The organism is Cupriavidus nantongensis (assembly GCF_041726985.1).
In the GTDB taxonomy this organism is placed as follows: Bacteria; Pseudomonadota; Gammaproteobacteria; order Burkholderiales; family Burkholderiaceae; genus Cupriavidus; species Cupriavidus nantongensis_A.
Genome location: NZ_CP168303.1, coordinates 1,630,913 through 1,646,734, shown reverse-complemented (window position 1 = coordinate 1,646,734; position 15,822 = coordinate 1,630,913). Strand labels below are relative to the sequence as shown.

General features: G+C 70.5%; 11 protein-coding genes. 9 read left to right on the top strand and 2 right to left on the bottom strand.

Annotated elements, in window-relative coordinates:
* Window positions 1-94 precede the first annotated feature (94 nt).
* The 9 genes from tolA (at window position 95) to ACEI37_RS18850 (ending at window position 13,071) form a co-directional block, all read left to right on the top strand.
* The gene (gene tolA, locus ACEI37_RS18890) at window positions 95-859 is read left to right on the top strand and encodes a cell envelope integrity protein TolA (RefSeq protein ID WP_373380177.1); all 765 of its coding nucleotides are present in this window, start codon (window positions 95-97) and stop codon (window positions 857-859) included.
* A 203-nt stretch (window positions 860-1,062) separates the two neighbouring features.
* Complete coding sequence (locus ACEI37_RS18885; RefSeq protein ID WP_373380176.1) at window positions 1,063-1,626, top strand: cysteine dioxygenase; 564 nt, start codon at window positions 1,063-1,065, stop codon at window positions 1,624-1,626.
* A 56-nt stretch (window positions 1,627-1,682) separates the two neighbouring features.
* Window positions 1,683-2,141, top strand: a complete 459-nt coding sequence (locus ACEI37_RS18880) for an Lrp/AsnC family transcriptional regulator (protein ID WP_062799292.1) — start codon at window positions 1,683-1,685, stop codon at window positions 2,139-2,141.
* A gap of 328 nt (window positions 2,142-2,469) precedes the next feature.
* Window positions 2,470-4,434 carry an RNA polymerase sigma factor RpoD gene (rpoD, locus tag ACEI37_RS18875; protein WP_373380175.1) on the top strand — a complete coding sequence of 655 codons (1,965 nt, stop codon included), beginning with the start codon at window positions 2,470-2,472 and terminating at the stop codon, window positions 4,432-4,434.
* A gap of 38 nt (window positions 4,435-4,472) precedes the next feature.
* On the top strand, window positions 4,473-5,051 hold the full coding sequence (locus ACEI37_RS18870) for a DUF2760 domain-containing protein (RefSeq protein WP_373380174.1): 579 nt from the start codon (window positions 4,473-4,475) through the stop codon (window positions 5,049-5,051).
* Window positions 5,048-6,895: an Hsp70 family protein gene (locus ACEI37_RS18865; RefSeq protein ID WP_373380173.1), complete on the top strand. Its 1,848-nt coding sequence runs from the start codon at window positions 5,048-5,050 to the stop codon at window positions 6,893-6,895. Before ACEI37_RS18870 ends, ACEI37_RS18865 begins: the two co-directional genes overlap by 4 nt.
* Complete coding sequence (locus ACEI37_RS18860) at window positions 6,888-9,725, top strand: Hsp70 family protein (protein ID WP_373380172.1); 2,838 nt, start codon at window positions 6,888-6,890, stop codon at window positions 9,723-9,725. The genes ACEI37_RS18865 and ACEI37_RS18860 overlap by 8 nt, the downstream gene beginning before the upstream one ends.
* A 104-nt stretch (window positions 9,726-9,829) precedes the next feature.
* Window positions 9,830-10,585: a protein-L-isoaspartate(D-aspartate) O-methyltransferase gene (locus ACEI37_RS18855; RefSeq protein WP_373380171.1), complete on the top strand. Its 756-nt coding sequence runs from the start codon at window positions 9,830-9,832 to the stop codon at window positions 10,583-10,585.
* Window positions 10,586-10,632: 47 nt separating this feature from the next.
* Window positions 10,633-13,071, top strand: coding sequence for a spermidine synthase (locus ACEI37_RS18850; protein WP_373380279.1), 2,439 nt, complete (start codon window positions 10,633-10,635; stop codon window positions 13,069-13,071).
* Between the two features lie 31 nt (window positions 13,072-13,102).
* Here the strand turns inward: ACEI37_RS18850 and ACEI37_RS18845 are convergent, their stop codons facing one another.
* Entirely contained in the window at window positions 13,103-13,981 is an 879-nt protein-coding gene (locus ACEI37_RS18845; protein ID WP_373380170.1) for a class II glutamine amidotransferase, read from the bottom strand.
* 122 nt (window positions 13,982-14,103) lie between these two features.
* Entirely contained in the window at window positions 14,104-15,801 is a 1,698-nt protein-coding gene (gene aspT, locus ACEI37_RS18840) for an aspartate-alanine antiporter (RefSeq protein WP_373380169.1), read from the bottom strand.
* Between the last annotated feature and the right edge of the window lie 21 nt (window positions 15,802-15,822).

Below are 15,822 nucleotides of genomic sequence, written 5' to 3'. Positions count from 1 at the left end.
CACGGACAGGCGCCGCCTGTGCCGCCCTGCACTTGGTTGATGCGGTTGCGCCTCATAGAATGAAAAGGCCTGGTTTCCGCCGCATCCAAGGACCATGCAGACCGCCGCCTCTCCCTACCAGCCCGTGCGCGAGCGGCGCACGCTGACCTGTTTCCTGCTGGCCCTGCTCATGCACCTGCTGCTGGGGGCCCTGCTGTACTACGGCGTGCGCTGGCGCAATGCCGTGCCCACCGGGGTCGCGGCGGAACTGTGGGAGCCCGTGCCCGAGGCCACCGCGCCCGAGCCCGTCGTCAAGCCGGCGCCGACGCCGCAGCCGGTCGAAGAAGAAGACGCCGATATCTCGCTGCAGCAGAAGCAGCGCAAGGCCAGGGAGGCCGAACGCGAGGTCGAACAGCAGCGGCAGCGCGAAAGCCAGGCCCGCGCCGAAGCGGCGCGCAAGGAGGCGCAACGCAAGGCCGCGGAAGCGCAGCGCCAGGCCAGCAATGCCGAGCGCCAGGCCGAACTGGCGCGCCTGCGCGCGCAGGCGGGCGGCGCCGGCGCCACGGCCAACACCGGGGCCGGCTCCGGATCGTCGGCGAGGCCGTCGTCGGGCTATGCCGAGCGCGTGCGCCAGCGGGTCAAGCCCAACATCATCTTCAACGACGACGTCGCCGGCAATCCGGCGGCGGTGGTCGCCGTGCACATGGCCCCCGACGGCTCGCTGCTGTCGACGCGGCTTGCCAAATCCAGCGGCAATGCCGGCTGGGACAACGCGGTGCTGCGCGCGGTGCAGCGCTCGGACCCGCTGCCGCGCGACAGCAACGGCGTGGCGCCGTCCAACATCCTGATCACGTTCTGGCCCAAGGACGAGGGCGGCTAGGCCCTCGCCGCGACCGGGCCGCAACCCTCATCCCGTCGCGTGCGCTATCGCACCAACGGCGACCCGTTAGAACAAAATTCCAATAATTCGCTCTATACCGGAATAGCATTACAATTCCAGCCTGCCTGGAAGGACAACTCGCATGCCTGTGCTACCGCCGGTCCCTATCATGAATAGACAAGAACAAGCCGACGAAGCCTGCCATGACGACCGCCTCCCCCGTTACTGCTTCCCCTGTTACCGCCGCGCGACCGGCCGGTGCCCCGCTCGACCGGCTGGCGCTCGATCTCGCCGACATCTTCAGCAACAGCGCGCGCCTGGTTGCCAGCCACATTGCGCAGCACCTGCCCGACACCGACACGCTGCTGGCGGCGTTGCCGCCGGGGGCCTTGCTGGGCTCGGCCGACACCTATACCCGGCACCTGGTCTACGGCGATCCGCTGGAGCGCTTCTCCGCCATGGTGCTGGTCTGGCGCCCGGGCCAGGCCAGCCCGGTGCATGGCCACCGCACCTGGTGCGCCTACCGGGTGCTGCGCGGCACGCTGACCGAGCAGCACTACCGGTGGGATCCCGCCAGCCGGCACGCGCACCACGCCAACACCGTCACGCGCAGCGCGGGCGATACCTTCAGCGTGCCGGGCGGCCTGCAGCATATCCACGCGCTCGGCAACGCCAGCGACGAGATCGCGGTTTCCCTGCATCTCTACGGGGTCAGCCGCGACCATATTGCGACCGGCGTGAACCTGCTGGTGCCCGCCGACGCCTGACCGCCCCGCTCCGCGCCTGGTGCGGGCGCGCCCTCTTCACCTGACCGCCACGCGCCATGGACCGCTACGACAAACAGATCCTCGCCCTGCTGCAGGAAGACGCCACCTTGCCGGTGGCGGAAATCGGCGAACGGGTCGGCCTGAGCTCGACGCCGTGCTGGCGCCGCATCCAGAAGCTGGAGGAAGCCGGCCTGATCCGCAAGCGCGTGGCGCTGCTCGACGCCGCCAAGCTCAATGCCGGCGTCACCGTGTTCGTCTCCGTCCGCACCAGCCAGCACAACGTGAAATGGCTCAAGCAGTTCCACGGACTGGTGTCGTCGATCCCGGAAGTGACCGAGTTCTATCGCATGGCCGGTGACACCGACTACCTGCTGCGCGTGGTGGTGCCCGATATCGCCGCCTACGACCGCGTCTACAAGAAGCTGATCCAGGGCGCCGAACTGGCCGATGTCAGCTCCAGCTTCGCGATGGAGCAGATCAAGTACACCACCGCGCTGCCGCTGGACTATGCCTGAGGCGGCACTTGGCGGCCGTAACGCAGCGGCCGGTCCGCCCGGACCTCGCAATTCCCGCCACGGCAGCGGCTTCTGCCGCGCATTTCAGCGCATCCTGTTGCAAATACCCCGCATTCCGGCAGACTAGCCGCCACGCATTCCGGGCCCGTAACCTGCTGCGACGCAACAATGGCTGTAGAATATGCGGCCCCTATTCAAACGGCCGCGGCGTACGGTTATCCGCCCCGCCCCCGCCGAACCCCACGCGAGCCTTGACAGCAGGTTGGAATCACGCGCGCCCTCGTGCGCACTGCCGTCGAAACGCGATGCACGAAGGAAACAGCAGTCAATGACAAGTGGCGCACAACGAACGGCAGCCAAAACACGAGCAGCAGTCAAGGACACCGGCCAGGCCAGCCCGGCCGCGGCACACACTGATCCGACGGCCGAAGCCGCCGCGCGCAGCCAGCAGCTGCGCGCGCTGATCCAGCTGGGCAGGCAGCGCGGCTACCTGACGCACGCGGACATCAGCGACCACCTGCCCGAGAACTTCACGGATACGGCCGCGATGGAAAGCATCGTCGGCACCTTCGCCGAGATGGGCGTGAAGATCTACGAGCAGACCCCGGACGCCGAGACCCTGCTGCTCAGCGACGGCCCGGTGGTGGCCTCCGACGAGCAGGCCGAAGAGGAAGCCGAGGTCGCGCTGGCCACGGTCGATTCCGAGTTCGGCCGCACCACCGACCCGGTGCGCATGTACATGCGCGAAATGAGCTCGGCCACGCTGCTGACGCGCAAGCAGGAAGTCGAGATCGCCAAGCGCATCGAGGAAGGCCTGAACAACATGGTCCACGCGATCTCGGCGTGCCCGTTCACCGTCGCCACCATCCTCGAGCTGTCGGCCAAGGTCGCCGCCAGCGAGATCGGCATCGACGACGTGGTCGACGGCCTCAGCGACGAGACCATCGCCGAGCCGGCCGCCGCCGCCGCGGATGACGCCGACGACAGCAGCCTCGAGAGCACCGACGAGTCCGACGAAGACGACGACGACAGCGCCGATGAAGGCAGCAGCGGCCAGCAAAGCGCCGAAGCCGACCTGGCCCGGCTGCGCGACGAGTGCATGAAGCGCTTTGCGCGCGTCGCCGAGCAGTTCGAGCGCATGCGCGCCGAAAGCGAAGCCGGCCGCGCCGCCGCACCGGCCTTTGCCGCCGCGCGCGACGCGGTGCGCGAAGAGCTGCGCACGATCCGCTTTACCGCCCGCACCATCGAGCGCCTGTGCGCCAACGTCCAGTCCATGGTCGACGAGGTGCGCGCGATCGAGCGCCAGGTGGTGCAGCTGCTGGTCGATCGCTGCGGCATGGAGCGCGAGGACGTGATCGCGCGCTTCCCCGGCAACGAAACCAACCTGGCCTGGGGCCAGGGGCTGGCCGCCGAAGGACGTCCCTACAGCGCCGCGGTCGCGCGCGCGCTGCCGGACCTGGAAGCCCACCAGCAGAAGCTGATCGACATCCAGGCGCGCGCGGCGCTGCCGCTCGCCGAGCTGAAGACCGTCAACCGCAAGATGCTGGCCGCCGAGCGCCAGATGCGCCAGGCCAAGCATGAAATGACGCAGGCCAACCTGCGCCTGGTGATCTCGATCGCCAAGAAATACACCAACCGCGGCATGCAGTTCCTGGACCTGATCCAGGAAGGCAACATCGGCCTGATGAAGGCGGTCGACAAGTTCGAATACCGCCGCGGCTGGAAATTCTCGACCTACGCCACGTGGTGGGTGCGCCAGGCGGTCACGCGTGCCATCGCCGACCAGGCCCGCACCATCCGCGTGCCGGTGCACATGATCGAGCAGATCAACAAGCTCAACCGCCTGTCGCGCGAGATCATGCAGCAGACCGGCAAGGAGCCCGATCCGGCGGTGCTGGCCGAGCGCCTGGACATGACCGAGGACAAGGTGCGCTCGATCATGAAGATCGCCAAGGAGCCGGTGTCGATGGAGACCCCGGTGGGCGAGGACGGCGACACCAGCCTGGGCGACATGATCGCCGACTCGGACACCGCCACGCCCGCCGACGCCGCCCTGCAGGCCGGCCTGCGCGCGGTGGTGCGCGAGATGCTCGACGAGCTGTCGCCGCGCGAAGCCAAGGTGCTGCGCATGCGCTTCGGCATCGACATGTCGACCGACTACACGCTGGAAGAAGTCGGCAAGCAGTTCGACGTCACGCGCGAGCGCATCCGCCAGATCGAAAGCAAGGCGATGAAGAAGCTGCGGCATCCCAGCCGCGCGGACCAGTTGATCACCTATCTGCGCGACGCCTGAGCGGTCCCCCCGCCTCCGCGCACAGAGGAGTGTTATCCATGCCTGACTCGAACCTCTCTTTCTTTGGCAGGCTCTCGCTTGCCATGGGCACGTTCTTCGCAATCCTTGGCAACCGCGAGCTGGCCGCCAGCATCAAGCGCCTGCGCGCGGGCGAGCCCGCCGCTGCGGCGGCGCCGGCCCCGGTGACGGCACCCGCGCCGGCGCCGGTTGCTGAGCCCGCGCCCGCGCTGAAGGAAGCCAGCCCGGTGGCCGCGCTGCAATTGCTCGGACTGCTGCAGCGCGACGCCCGCTTCATCGATTTCGTCGAGGAAGACATCGCGCGCTATGCCGACGCCGAGATCGGCGCCGCCGCGCGCCTGGTGCACGATGGCTGCCGTGCGGTGCTGCGCGAGCATTTCACCATCCGCCCGGTGCGCGAGGAAGCCGAGGGCAGCCGCGTGACCCTGGCCGACGGCTTCGACGCCAGCGCGATCCGCCTGACCGGCAACGTGGTCGGCAGCGCGCCGTTCCATGGCGCCATCAGCCATCGCGGCTGGAAGGTCGAGGAAGTGCGCCTGCCGCGCCTGGCCGAGCGCCACGACGCGAGCGTGATCGCCCCGGCCGAGGTGGAGCTATGAGCGGGGCCCGCTACGCCATCGGCATCGACCTGGGCACGACCCACAGCGCGGTCTCCTATGTCGACCTTGCCGCCAGCGATGGCGAGAACACCAGCCAGCGCGTGCTGCCGATCGCGCAGCTGACCGCGCCCGGCGCGGTCGAGGACCTCGACCTGCTGCCCTCGTTCCTGTACCTGCCGCACGAAAGCGAACTGGCCCCGGGCGACCTGAACCTGCCGTGGAGCGCCGCGCGCGACTTCGCGGTCGGCGAGATGGCGCGCAGCCGCGGCGCGGGCACGCCGATCCGGCTGGTGTCCAGCGCCAAGAGCTGGCTGTGCCATCCCGGCGTCGACCGCCGCGCGGCAATCCTGCCTGCCGACGCGCCGCCGGAGGTGCCGCGCGTATCGCCGCTGGAGGCTTCGGTGCGCTACCTGACGCACCTGCGTGAAGCGTGGGACCAGGCCCATCCCGACGCACCGTTCGGCGAGCAGGACGTCACCGTGACGATCCCAGCGTCGTTCGATCCTGCCGCGCGCGAGCTGACCGCCGAGGCCGCCGCGGCGGCCGGCTATGCCCGCATGACCCTGCTCGAGGAGCCGCAGGCCGCGCTCTACAGCTGGATCCAGAAGAGCGCCGGCCAGTGGCGCAAGCAGGTCAAGGTCGGCGACATCATCCTGGTGGTCGATGTCGGCGGCGGCACCACCGACCTGTCGCTGATCGCCGTGATCGAGCGCGACGGCAACCTGGAGCTGCATCGCATCGCGGTCGGCGACCACATCCTGCTGGGCGGCGACAACATGGACCTGGCGCTGGCGCACGTGGTGGCGCGCAAGCTGGCGGCGCAGGGCACGCAGGCCGATCCGTGGCAGCTGCGCGCGCTGACCTACGCCTGCCGCGCCGCCAAGGAAACGCTGCTGACCGACCCCGCCGCCGATGCCGTGCCGCTGGTCGTGCCCAGCCGCGGTTCGAAGCTGATCGGTGGCTCGATCCGCACCGAGCTGACCCGCGCCGAACTGACCCAGACCATCCTCGAAGGGTTCTTCCCGCAAGTCGACGCCGCGGCGCGCCCAGTCACCCGGGCCCGCGCCGGCCTGACGCAGCTGGGCCTGCCGTACGCGCAGGACGCGGCCATCACGCGCCACCTGGCGGCGTTCCTGGGCCGGCAAGCGGGCGCGCTGGCCGAGATCGAAGGCCTGCAGGCCACGCAGCCGGAAGGCGCCAGCTTCCTGCGCCCCACCGCCGTGCTGTTCAACGGCGGCGTGTTCAAGTCCGGCCTGCTGGTCGAGCGCATCCTGCAGACGCTCAACGGCTGGCTCGCCGCCGAGGGCGCGGCGCCGGCGCGCCTGCTCGACGGCGCCGAGCTGGACCTGGCGGTGGCGCGCGGCGCCGCCTATTACGGCTATGTGCGGCGCGGCAAGGGCGTGCGCATCCGCGGCGGCACCGCGCGCGCCTACTACGTCGCGGTGGAATCGTCGATGCCCGCGGTGCCGGGCTTCGAGCCGCCGATCCAGGCGCTGTGCGTGGCCCCGTTCGGCATGGAAGAAGGCACCGAGGCCGAGCTGCCGCCGCAGGAATTCGGCCTGGTAGTCGGTGAACCGGTGCACTTTCGCTTCTTCGGCTCCTCGGTGCGCCGGCAGGACCAGGTCGGCACGCTGCTGGATTACTGGGGGCCGGAGGAACTGCAGGAACTGGAGGAAATCCAGGCCACGCTGCCCGCCGAAGGCCGCACCGCCGGCGAAGTGGTGCCGGTCAGGCTGCATGCGCGCGTGACCGAGGCCGGCACGCTCGAACTCGAGGCCGTGCCGCGCGCCAGCGGCGAACGCTGGAAGGTGCAATTCGACGTGCGCGGCAACGCCGATGCCTGAAGCCGCGGCAGCGGCGCTGAAACAGTCGATGAAGCAGTCGATGAAACAGTACATCGTCGGCATCGACCTTGGCACCAGCAACACGGTGGTGGCCTACGCCCGGGCCGGCTCCGACGATATCCGCGTGTTCGACATCGACCAGCTGGTCGCGCCGGGCGAGGTCGCGGCCCGGCCGCTGCTGCCGTCGGTGCGCTACCACGCGGCGCCGGGCGAGCTCAATGGTGATGACCTGCAGCTGCCCTGGCAATCGGCCGCCAGCGCGGCCGCGCGCCGCACCGTATTCGGCCGCCTGGCGGCGACGCTGGGCGCGCAGGTGCCGGGCCGCCTGGTGGCCAGCGCCAAGAGCTGGCTGTCGCATGCCTCGGTCGACCGCACCGCGCCGATCCTGCCCTGGGGCGGCGAGGAGGATCTCGACAAGATCTCGCCGGTGGTCGCCAGCGCGAGCTATCTCGGCTACGTCTGCGCGGCCTGGAACCACCGCTTCCCCGACGCGCCGCTCGAACAGCAGGACGTGGTGCTGACCGTGCCGGCGTCGTTCGACGAGGGCGCGCGCGCGCTGACGCTCGAAGCCGCGCGCCTCGCGGGCCTGCCCGCGCTGCGCCTGCTGGAAGAGCCGCAGGCCGCGCTCTACGACTGGCTGTTCCACCATCGCCAGACCCTGGATCAGGACCTTGCGCAAACCCGGCTGGTGCTGATCTGCGACGTCGGCGGCGGCACCACCGACCTGACGCTGATCCGCGTGGCGATGCAGGACGGGCAGCCGCAGCTGACACGCATCGGTGTAGGCAACCACCTGATGCTCGGCGGCGACAACATGGACCTGGGGCTGGCGCACCAGGTCGAGGCGCGCCTGGGGCGCCTGGGCGACAGCGCGCCGGCGCAGCCGCGCCTGTCGGCGGCAAGCCTGTCGCAGCTGGTGGCGCGCTGCCGCGCTGCCAAGGAACAGCTGCTGGGCGCGGATGCGCCCGATGCCGTCAACGTGACGCTGCTCGGCGCAGGCTCCCGGCTGGTCGGCGGCGCGCGCTCGGTGCAGGTGACGCGGCAGGAAGTCGAGCAGCTGGTGGTCGACGGCTTCTTCCCCAGGGTGCCGGCCAGCGAACGGCCGCGGCGCGCGCGCGGCGCCATCGTCGAGTTCGGCCTGCCCTATGCCGCCGATCCCGCCGTGACCCGCCACATCGCCGCCTTCCTGGGCCAGCACGCGGCGCAGGCCCGTGCCGCGCTCGGCATGGACGACGCGCCGGACGATGCCCTGCCGGTGCCCGACACCCTGCTGCTCAACGGCGGCGTGTTCCGCGCGCAGGCGCTGGCGGACCGCATCGCCGACACGCTGGGCGGCTGGCGCGGCGCGCCGCTGCAGGTCCTGCACAACGCCGATCCCGACATTGCCGTGGCCCGCGGCGCGGTCGCGTATGCGCGCGCTCGCGCCGGCCAGGCACCGCGCATCGGCGGCGGCTCGGCGCGCAGCTATTTCCTGGTGCTCGACGACGGCGCCGCGGGCCAGCAAGGCATCTGCCTGCTGCCGCGCGGCACCGAGGAAGGCCACGAGATCCACCTCAGCGACCGCACCTTCGCCTTGCGGCTGGGCCACCCGGTGCAGTTCCACTTGGTGTCGTCGGTGGCCGAGACGCCCTACCAGCCCGGCGCGCTGACCGACCTGTCCGGCGGCGACTTCGTGCGCCTGCCGCCGATCGCCACCGTGGTGCCGACGCGCGGCGCCGGCGGCCCGCGCGAAACGCCGGTGCAGATCACCACGTCGCTGACCGAGGTCGGCACGCTCGAAGTCCATTGCATCAATACCGACGATGCCGCGCAGCGCTGGCGCCTGGAGTTCCAGCTGCGCGGCAACGACGCCGCGGCGGCGCCGCCGGCGCCAACGGCCCACCCATCGCTGCCGCAGGCCCTGGAGTTGATCGACCGCACCTTCGGCGCGCGTTCGCAGGAGGTCGGGCCGAAAGAGGTCAAGCGCCTGCGCGCCCAGCTGGAGCAGATCCTGGGCGCGCGCGAGCAGTGGGACAGCGCGCTGCTGCGCGAGCTGTTCGGCGCCTTGTGGGAGCGCGCCAGGCGCCGCCGCCGCACCGCGGACCATGAGCGCCTGTGGCTGAACCTGGCAGGCTATTGCGTGCGCCCCGGCTTTGGCTACCCGCTCGACGAATGGCGCGTCGCGCAGCTGTGGTCGCAGTACGACCAGGGCATCCAGTACGTCAACGAAAGCCAGAACTGGTCGGAGTGGTGGACGCTGTGGCGGCGCGCCGCCGGCGGGCTGGACGAAAGCGCGCAGCTGCGCCTGCTGGAAGACATGGCCTTCTACCTGCAGCCACCGGGCAGCGTGCACTTCAAGAAGCCGGCCGGGCCCACCCGGGGCGGCTATGCCGACATGGTGCGGCTGGCCGGCTCGCTCGAGCGCCTGCCCGTCGACGCCAAGACCGAGCTGGCCGGCTGGCTGCTGACCCGGCTGCGCAAGCCGTCCGAGAACAACCAGGGCTGGTGGGCGGTGGGCCGTATCGGCGCGCGCATGCCGTTCTACGGCAGCGCGCACAGCGTGGTGCCGGCCGACACCGCCGGCCAGTGGCTGGACGCCATCCTGGCGCTCGACTGGAAAAAGGTCGAGCCCGCCGCGTTCGCCGCGGTGCAGATCGCGCGCATGACCGGCGACCGCACCCGCGACCTGCCCGACGAGCTGCGCGCGAACGTGGTGCGCCGGCTGGAAGCCGCCAGCGCGCCGCCCGGCTGGATCGCGATGGTGCGCGAGGTGGTCGAACTCGACGCCGCGGACGAAGGACGGGTATTCGGCGAGGCGCTGCCGGCCGGCCTCAAGCTGATCGGGGGCTAGCCCGCCCCGGGACCGGCGAGGCCCGGCAAGCGCCTCGTTTGCCACTTGCCGGCGCCTGCGCAGCCGATGGCCTACGATGACGGTAGGCTCCCTGGGGTCCCATCGTGCAGCCGTCCGCCCGTTATCCCTCTATCGTCTTTCTCGCCTTGCTCGCCGTTGCCGCCATGGCATCGGCCGGGCTGTGCCGCGCGGCCGACGATGCACGGCTGAAGCAGCGCGCGGAGATGGTCAGCGAGATTGCCGCGATCCACGCCGGCGCCGGCGCGTCGAACCGCAGCCACGGCATCGCCCCCGGGGTGATGGCCGTGATGGGCCAGGTGCCCCGCCACGAGTTCGTGCCGGACCCGCAAAAGCCGCACGCCTACGAGAACCGGCCGCTGCCGATCGGCCATGGCCAGACCATTTCGCAGCCGTATATCGTGGCGCTGATGACCGACCTGCTGCGGGTCCAGCCGGGCGACAGCGTGCTCGAGATCGGCACCGGCTCCGGCTACCAGGCCGCGGTGCTGAGCCAGCTGGCGCGCGCGGTCTACACCATCGAGATCATCGAGCCGCTCGGGCGCCAGGCGTGCGAGCGCCTGAAGCGGCTGGCCTACCGGCAGGTGGCGTGCAAGGTGGGCGACGGCTACTACGGCTGGGACGAGCATGCGCCCTATGACGCCATCGTCGTCACCGCCGCGGCCAGCCACGTGCCGCCGCCGCTGATCCGCCAGCTCAAGCCGGGCGGGCGCATGGTGATCCCGGTGGGCGCGCAGTTCCTGACGCAGTACCTGCTGCTGGTCGAAAAATCCGCGGACGGCAGCGTCAGCACCCGGCAGATCCTGCCGGTGCGCTTCGTGCCGCTGGTGGGCAAGCACTGAGGCGCGGCAGCGGCTGGCCGCCTCATGCGATGAGCGCGATGAACGCGATGCCACGCCCGCCGCTGTTCGCCCTGGCCTTGCTCTCTGCCGCCGCGCTGGGCTATGAAATCCTGCTGATGCGGCTGCTTTCGATCATCCTGTGGCATCACTTCGCCTACATGATGATCAGCGTGGCCCTGCTGGGATACGGCGCCGCGGGGGCGCTGGTGGCGCTGGCACAGCCGGTGCTGGTGCGGCATTTCGTGCCGGTGTTTGCCGGCGGCGCGCTGCTGTTCGGCATCAGCGCCTTGGTCTGCTTCGAACTCGCGCAGCGGGTCGGCTTCAACCCGCTGGAAATCCTGTGGGAGCCCACGCAGCCGCTGCGCCTGGTGGCGATCTACCTGCTGCTGTTCGTGCCCTTCCTGTGCGCGGCCACCAGCGTGTGCCTGAGCTTTGCCCGCTTCCCGCTGCAGGTGCCACGGCTCTACAGCTTCGATATCCTCGGCGCCGGGCTCGGCAGCCTGGGCATCATCGCCGCGCTGTTCGTGCTGGATCCGGTCGATGCCCTGCGGCTGGTCAGCATGGCGGGCATGGCCGCCGCGGCGCTGGCCTGCGTCGAATGCCGCGGCGACCGCTTCTATCGCCCCTGGCTGCCGGCGCTGCTGCTGACGGCGGCGGCCGTGCCGGCGGCCATCCCGGACGGCTGGATGGCATTGCGGCCGTCGGAGTACAAGGAGCTGAGCCAGGCGCTGCGCATCGGCGACGCGCGCGTGGTGGCGCAGCGCTCCAGTCCGCTGGGGCTGGTCACGGTGGTCGAGAGTCCGTCGATCCCGCTGCGGCATGCGCCGGGGCTGAGCCTGAACGCCACCAAGGAACCGCCGCCGCAGCTTGCGGTGTTTACCGACGGCGACGGCCTGAGCGCGCTCAACCGCTATGACGGCCGACGCGAGCCGCTGGCCTACCTGGGCGACCTGACCTCGGCGCTGCCGTATCACCTGCTGCAGGCGCCGCGCGTGCTGGTGCTGGGCAGCGGTGCCGGCGCCGACGTGCTGCAGGCGCTCTACCACGGCGCCAGCGCGGTCGATGCCGTCGAGCTGAACCCGCAGGTGATCGCGCTGGTGCAGGAGCGCTTCGGCGCGTTCTCGGGCAAGCCATACAGCGCGACCGGCGTCCAGGTACACGTCGGCGAGGCGCGCGGCTTCCTGGCCGCCAGCCGGCAGCGCTACGACCTGATCCAGGTGGCGCTGCTGGATTCCTTCAGCACCTCGTCGGCGGGCCTGTATGCGCTGTCCGAAAGCTACCTCTATACCGTGGAAGCGTTCGAGGCCTACCTGCGCCACCTGCGGCCCGGCGGCCTGCTGGCGATCACGCGCTGGGTCTCGCTGCCGCCGCGCGATATCCCGAAGCTGTTCGCCACCGCCGTGGCGGCGATGGCACGCGCAGGCGTGCCCGACCCGTCGCGCCGGCTGGTGCTGCTGCGCGGCTGGAAGACGGCCACGCTGATGGTCAAGCACGGCGACTTCCAGCCCGCGGAAATCGGCGCGCTGCTCGACTTCAGCCGGGCGCGCTCGTTCGACGTCGAATACCATCCCGGCATCGGGCCCGGCGCGGCCAACCGCTACAACGTGCTCGACCAGCCGGACTTCTTCGCTGCCGCACAGGCCTTGCTCGGCCCCGAGCGCGAACAGTTCCTGTCGCGCTACAAGTTCGACGTGCGGCCCGCCACCGACGACCGGCCGTACTTCTTCCATTTCTTCAAATGGCGCACCTTGCCGGAGTTGATCTCGCTGAAGGCGCAGGGCGGGATGCCCTTGCTGGATTGGGGCTATCCGGTGCTGGTGGCGACGCTGCTGCAGGCCACCGCCGCGGCGCTGCTGCTGATCGGCGTGCCGCTGCGCGTGCTGCGGCGGCGCGCGCCAGCGTCAGTGGTGCCGCTGGTGCCGCTGGTGCCAGTAACGCGCACTGGCTTCTACTTCGTCGCGGTCGGCCTTGGCTTCATGTTTGTCGAGATCGCCTTTATCCAGAAATTCATCCTGTTCCTGAGCCATCCGCTCTATGCCGTGGCGGTGGTGCTGTGCGCGTTCCTGTGCTTTGCCGGGCTGGGCAGCCGCTTTGCCCCGCGCCTGCCAGCGCGCGCCGGCCCCGGGCGCGGCCGGCGCCAGGTGGCGCTGGCGATCGGCGGCGTGTGCGCCGTGGCGCTGCTCTACCTGGTGGCGCTGCCCAAGGTGTTCCCGCTGCTGATTGCGTGGCCGGATCCCGCCCGGATCGCCATCGCGGTGGCTCTGGTCGCACCGCTGGCCTTCCTGATGGGGATGCCGTTCCCGCTCGGTCTGTCCGGGCTCGCCGCGCGCGACGACAAGCTGGTGCCGTGGGCCTGGGGCATCAACGCCTGTGCCTCGGTGGTGGCGGCGGTGCTGGCCACGCTGCTGGCGATCCACGCCGGCTTTACCGTGGTGGTGCTGGTGGCACTGCTGCTGTATGCCGCCGCCGCGCTGGCGTGCCCCTGAGGCTTGCGTGGTGCCGCCGGGCCTGCGCCCCTCAGCCCGCGGCCGCGTTGCTCTGCGCCGCGTGCAATACCGGCTGGCTTGGCAGGCGCGGCACGAAGCGGTGGCGGTCGATCTCGCCGCCGCGCGCCACCAGGATGGTGCCCTCGGGAATCTCCTCCCACACGCCCTGCACGTCGATCAGCGGCTCCGACAGCACCAGGAAGGCGTCGTCGCCCGCGGCGGCGATGCGCGGGTCATCCGGATAGAGTTCGCGCAGCTGCCGGAACGAAGTGCTGTGGAACAGCGAGCGCGAGTTGGTCTCGCTCGAATAGCGCACCGCCACGATCTGCCGGCCGTCGGTCACGCACACCGTCATGTTGAGCGGGAACTGCACGTCGTGGCGATGGCCGACGTCCTCGATCAGCCCGGCCATCTGCTCGAGCGCGCCGACCGGATCGCGTTCCAGCCCGAAGGTCAGCGCCAGGAAGAACATCACCTCGGAATCGGTCGAGCCCTCGATCCAGCGGAACAGGTGCGGCGCCACCGCCATCATCAGGTCGCGCCGCACCAGCGGATAGTCGCGGATCAGGCCGTTGTGGACGAACAGCCAGCGGCCGAAGCGGAACGGATGGCAGTTGGTTTCCTGCGTCGGCGTGCCGGTGGCGGCGCGCACGTGCGCGACGAACATCGGCGCGCGCACCGCCCTGGCGGTCTCGCGCAAGTTGGTGTCGCTCCACGCCGGGTGCAGGCAGCGGTAGCGGAACGGCACCTCGGCATGGCGCCCGTACCAGCCCACCCCGAAGCCGTCGCCATTGGTGGTGGTATGGCCGAGCCGGGAATTCAGGCTCTGGTCGATCAGCGAGTGTTCCGGCTGGAACAGCACCGTTTCCAATGCAACGGATCTGCCCGAATAAGCCAGCCAGCGGCACATAGTGCTCCTCCTTGTCCTTGGCAGGTGCGGCGCGGTGCCCTCCGCCCCACACTCCAGTTGTAGGACGGCGCGGCGCGAACGGCAAAGAAATGGACCGTCAGGCACCCCACGCACCCGGCCACTCAGGCGAAACGGTAGGCCAGCGAGATGATGATCGGCCCCAGCACCGGCAGCAGCACGTTGGCGATGGCATAGGTAATGGTGTAGCCCAGCAGCGGCACCGAGCTCTGGCTGGCGGCAAGGATCGCGCTGATCGCCGGGGTGCTGACATGCTGCCCGGCGATCGCGCCGACCAGCAGCGGGCCTTCGATCCTGAGCAGCTTGTGCCCGATCCACAAGGACAGGCAAGCCGGTCCCAGCGACACCGCCAGCCCGATCAGCGGCAGCACTGCGCCGTGCTCGCGGATCAGCGCGATCGCATCCGGCCCGGCCGACAGCCCGACGCAGGCGACGAACACCGCCAGCCCGAGGTCCTTCAGGATCTGCACCGCCGATGCGGGAAAGGTGCCGAGCGACGGCTTGCGCGACTGGGCCCAGCCGAACACCAGCCCGCTCAGCAGCGCCCCGCCGCCGCTGCCCAGCGAGATGTGCATGCCGCCCAGGCTCACGCTCAGCGTGCCCACCAGCAGGCCGGCCAGGATGCCGACGCACAGGAACACCAGGTCGGTGACCTCGGAGGCCTTGGCCTCCACGCCGATGCCCGCGATAGCCTCGGAAAGCGATGGCTCCAGCCCGACCACGGTGATCACGTCGCCCAGCTGCAGCGGCGTCGAACGCGTGATCGGCAGCGACAGCCCCGAGCGCCGCACTTCCAGCACCCAGACCTCGCGCAGCCGCCGCGGGCCGGCCAGGCGCGCCAGCTCGCCGAGGGTCTTGCCGTTGACGCGGCGCTTGTTCACCACCACCCGCTTTTCCACCAGCTGGATGGCATCGGTGTGCGCCTCGGGCAGCAGCACTTCCGGGCCGATCAGCGCCGCGCCCTTGAGCAGGTTGCTGCGGATGCCGACCATGGCGAGGATATCGCCGGCCTGCACGGCGTCGTCGTCGGCCAGCTCGATGCTGGCCCCGCCGCGCAGCACCTTGACCACCGAGGCCCGGCCGCCGACCTGGTGCTGCAGCTGGCTGACCGTCATGCCGGCGGCCTGCTGCACCGAGTAGGCGCGCCCGATCAGCCGCGGCAGCGCCGGCTGGGTGGCGACGTCATCGTCGGAGGCGGCCTCCATGCGCGCCGCGACCTCGCGCGCGGCCTGGCGCAGGTCGATGCCGAGCAGTGCCGGCGCGATCTGGCTGGTGAAGAACACGATGCTGATCAGCCCGACCAGGTAGGTCAGCGTATACGCGGTGGCGATATTGGCCTCGTAGCGGCCCACGGTGGCGGCATCCAGGCCCAGGTGCTTGAGCGCTTCGGCGGCGGTGCCCACCACCGCCGACTCGGTCGCGGCGCCGGCGGCCAGCCCCGCGGCGGTGCCCGGATCGAAGCCCAGCCAGGCCGCCGCAGCGAGCGCGATCGCCAGCACCACCACCGCCTCCACCACCGGCAGCACCATATAGCGCAGGCTCGAGCGGTTCAGGTTGGCAAAGAACTGCGGCCCGCCTGAATAGCCCATGGCGAAGATGAACAGCGCGAAGGCCAGGTCCTTCAGTTCGCCATGCATCTGGCAGCCGGTCTGCCCCATGAACAGCGCCACGATCAGCGTGCCGCACACGCCCCCCAGCTGGATCGGTCCGACCCGCGCCTTGCCGACGAAGTAGCCGAGTCCGACGGTGATGAACAGCACCAGCAACGGGTTGGCGGCAAGGAAATCAACGGTACAGGTCATGGGGTCGCGGGCTGGGTTCGT

Coding starts and splice junctions, on each gene's coding strand:
- tolA (WP_373380177.1), top strand. CDS start 95: ATGCAGACCGCCGCCTCTCCCTACCAGCCCGTGCGCGAGCGGCGCACG.
- ACEI37_RS18885 (WP_373380176.1), top strand. CDS start 1,063: ATGACGACCGCCTCCCCCGTTACTGCTTCCCCTGTTACCGCCGCGCGA.
- ACEI37_RS18880 (WP_062799292.1), top strand. CDS start 1,683: ATGGACCGCTACGACAAACAGATCCTCGCCCTGCTGCAGGAAGACGCC.
- rpoD (WP_373380175.1), top strand. CDS start 2,470: ATGACAAGTGGCGCACAACGAACGGCAGCCAAAACACGAGCAGCAGTC.
- ACEI37_RS18870 (WP_373380174.1), top strand. CDS start 4,473: ATGCCTGACTCGAACCTCTCTTTCTTTGGCAGGCTCTCGCTTGCCATG.
- ACEI37_RS18865 (WP_373380173.1), top strand. CDS start 5,048: ATGAGCGGGGCCCGCTACGCCATCGGCATCGACCTGGGCACGACCCAC.
- ACEI37_RS18860 (WP_373380172.1), top strand. CDS start 6,888: ATGCCTGAAGCCGCGGCAGCGGCGCTGAAACAGTCGATGAAGCAGTCG.
- ACEI37_RS18850 (WP_373380279.1), top strand. CDS start 10,633: ATGCCACGCCCGCCGCTGTTCGCCCTGGCCTTGCTCTCTGCCGCCGCG.
- ACEI37_RS18845 (WP_373380170.1), bottom strand. CDS start 13,981: ATGTGCCGCTGGCTGGCTTATTCGGGCAGATCCGTTGCATTGGAAACG.
- aspT (WP_373380169.1), bottom strand. CDS start 15,801: ATGACCTGTACCGTTGATTTCCTTGCCGCCAACCCGTTGCTGGTGCTG.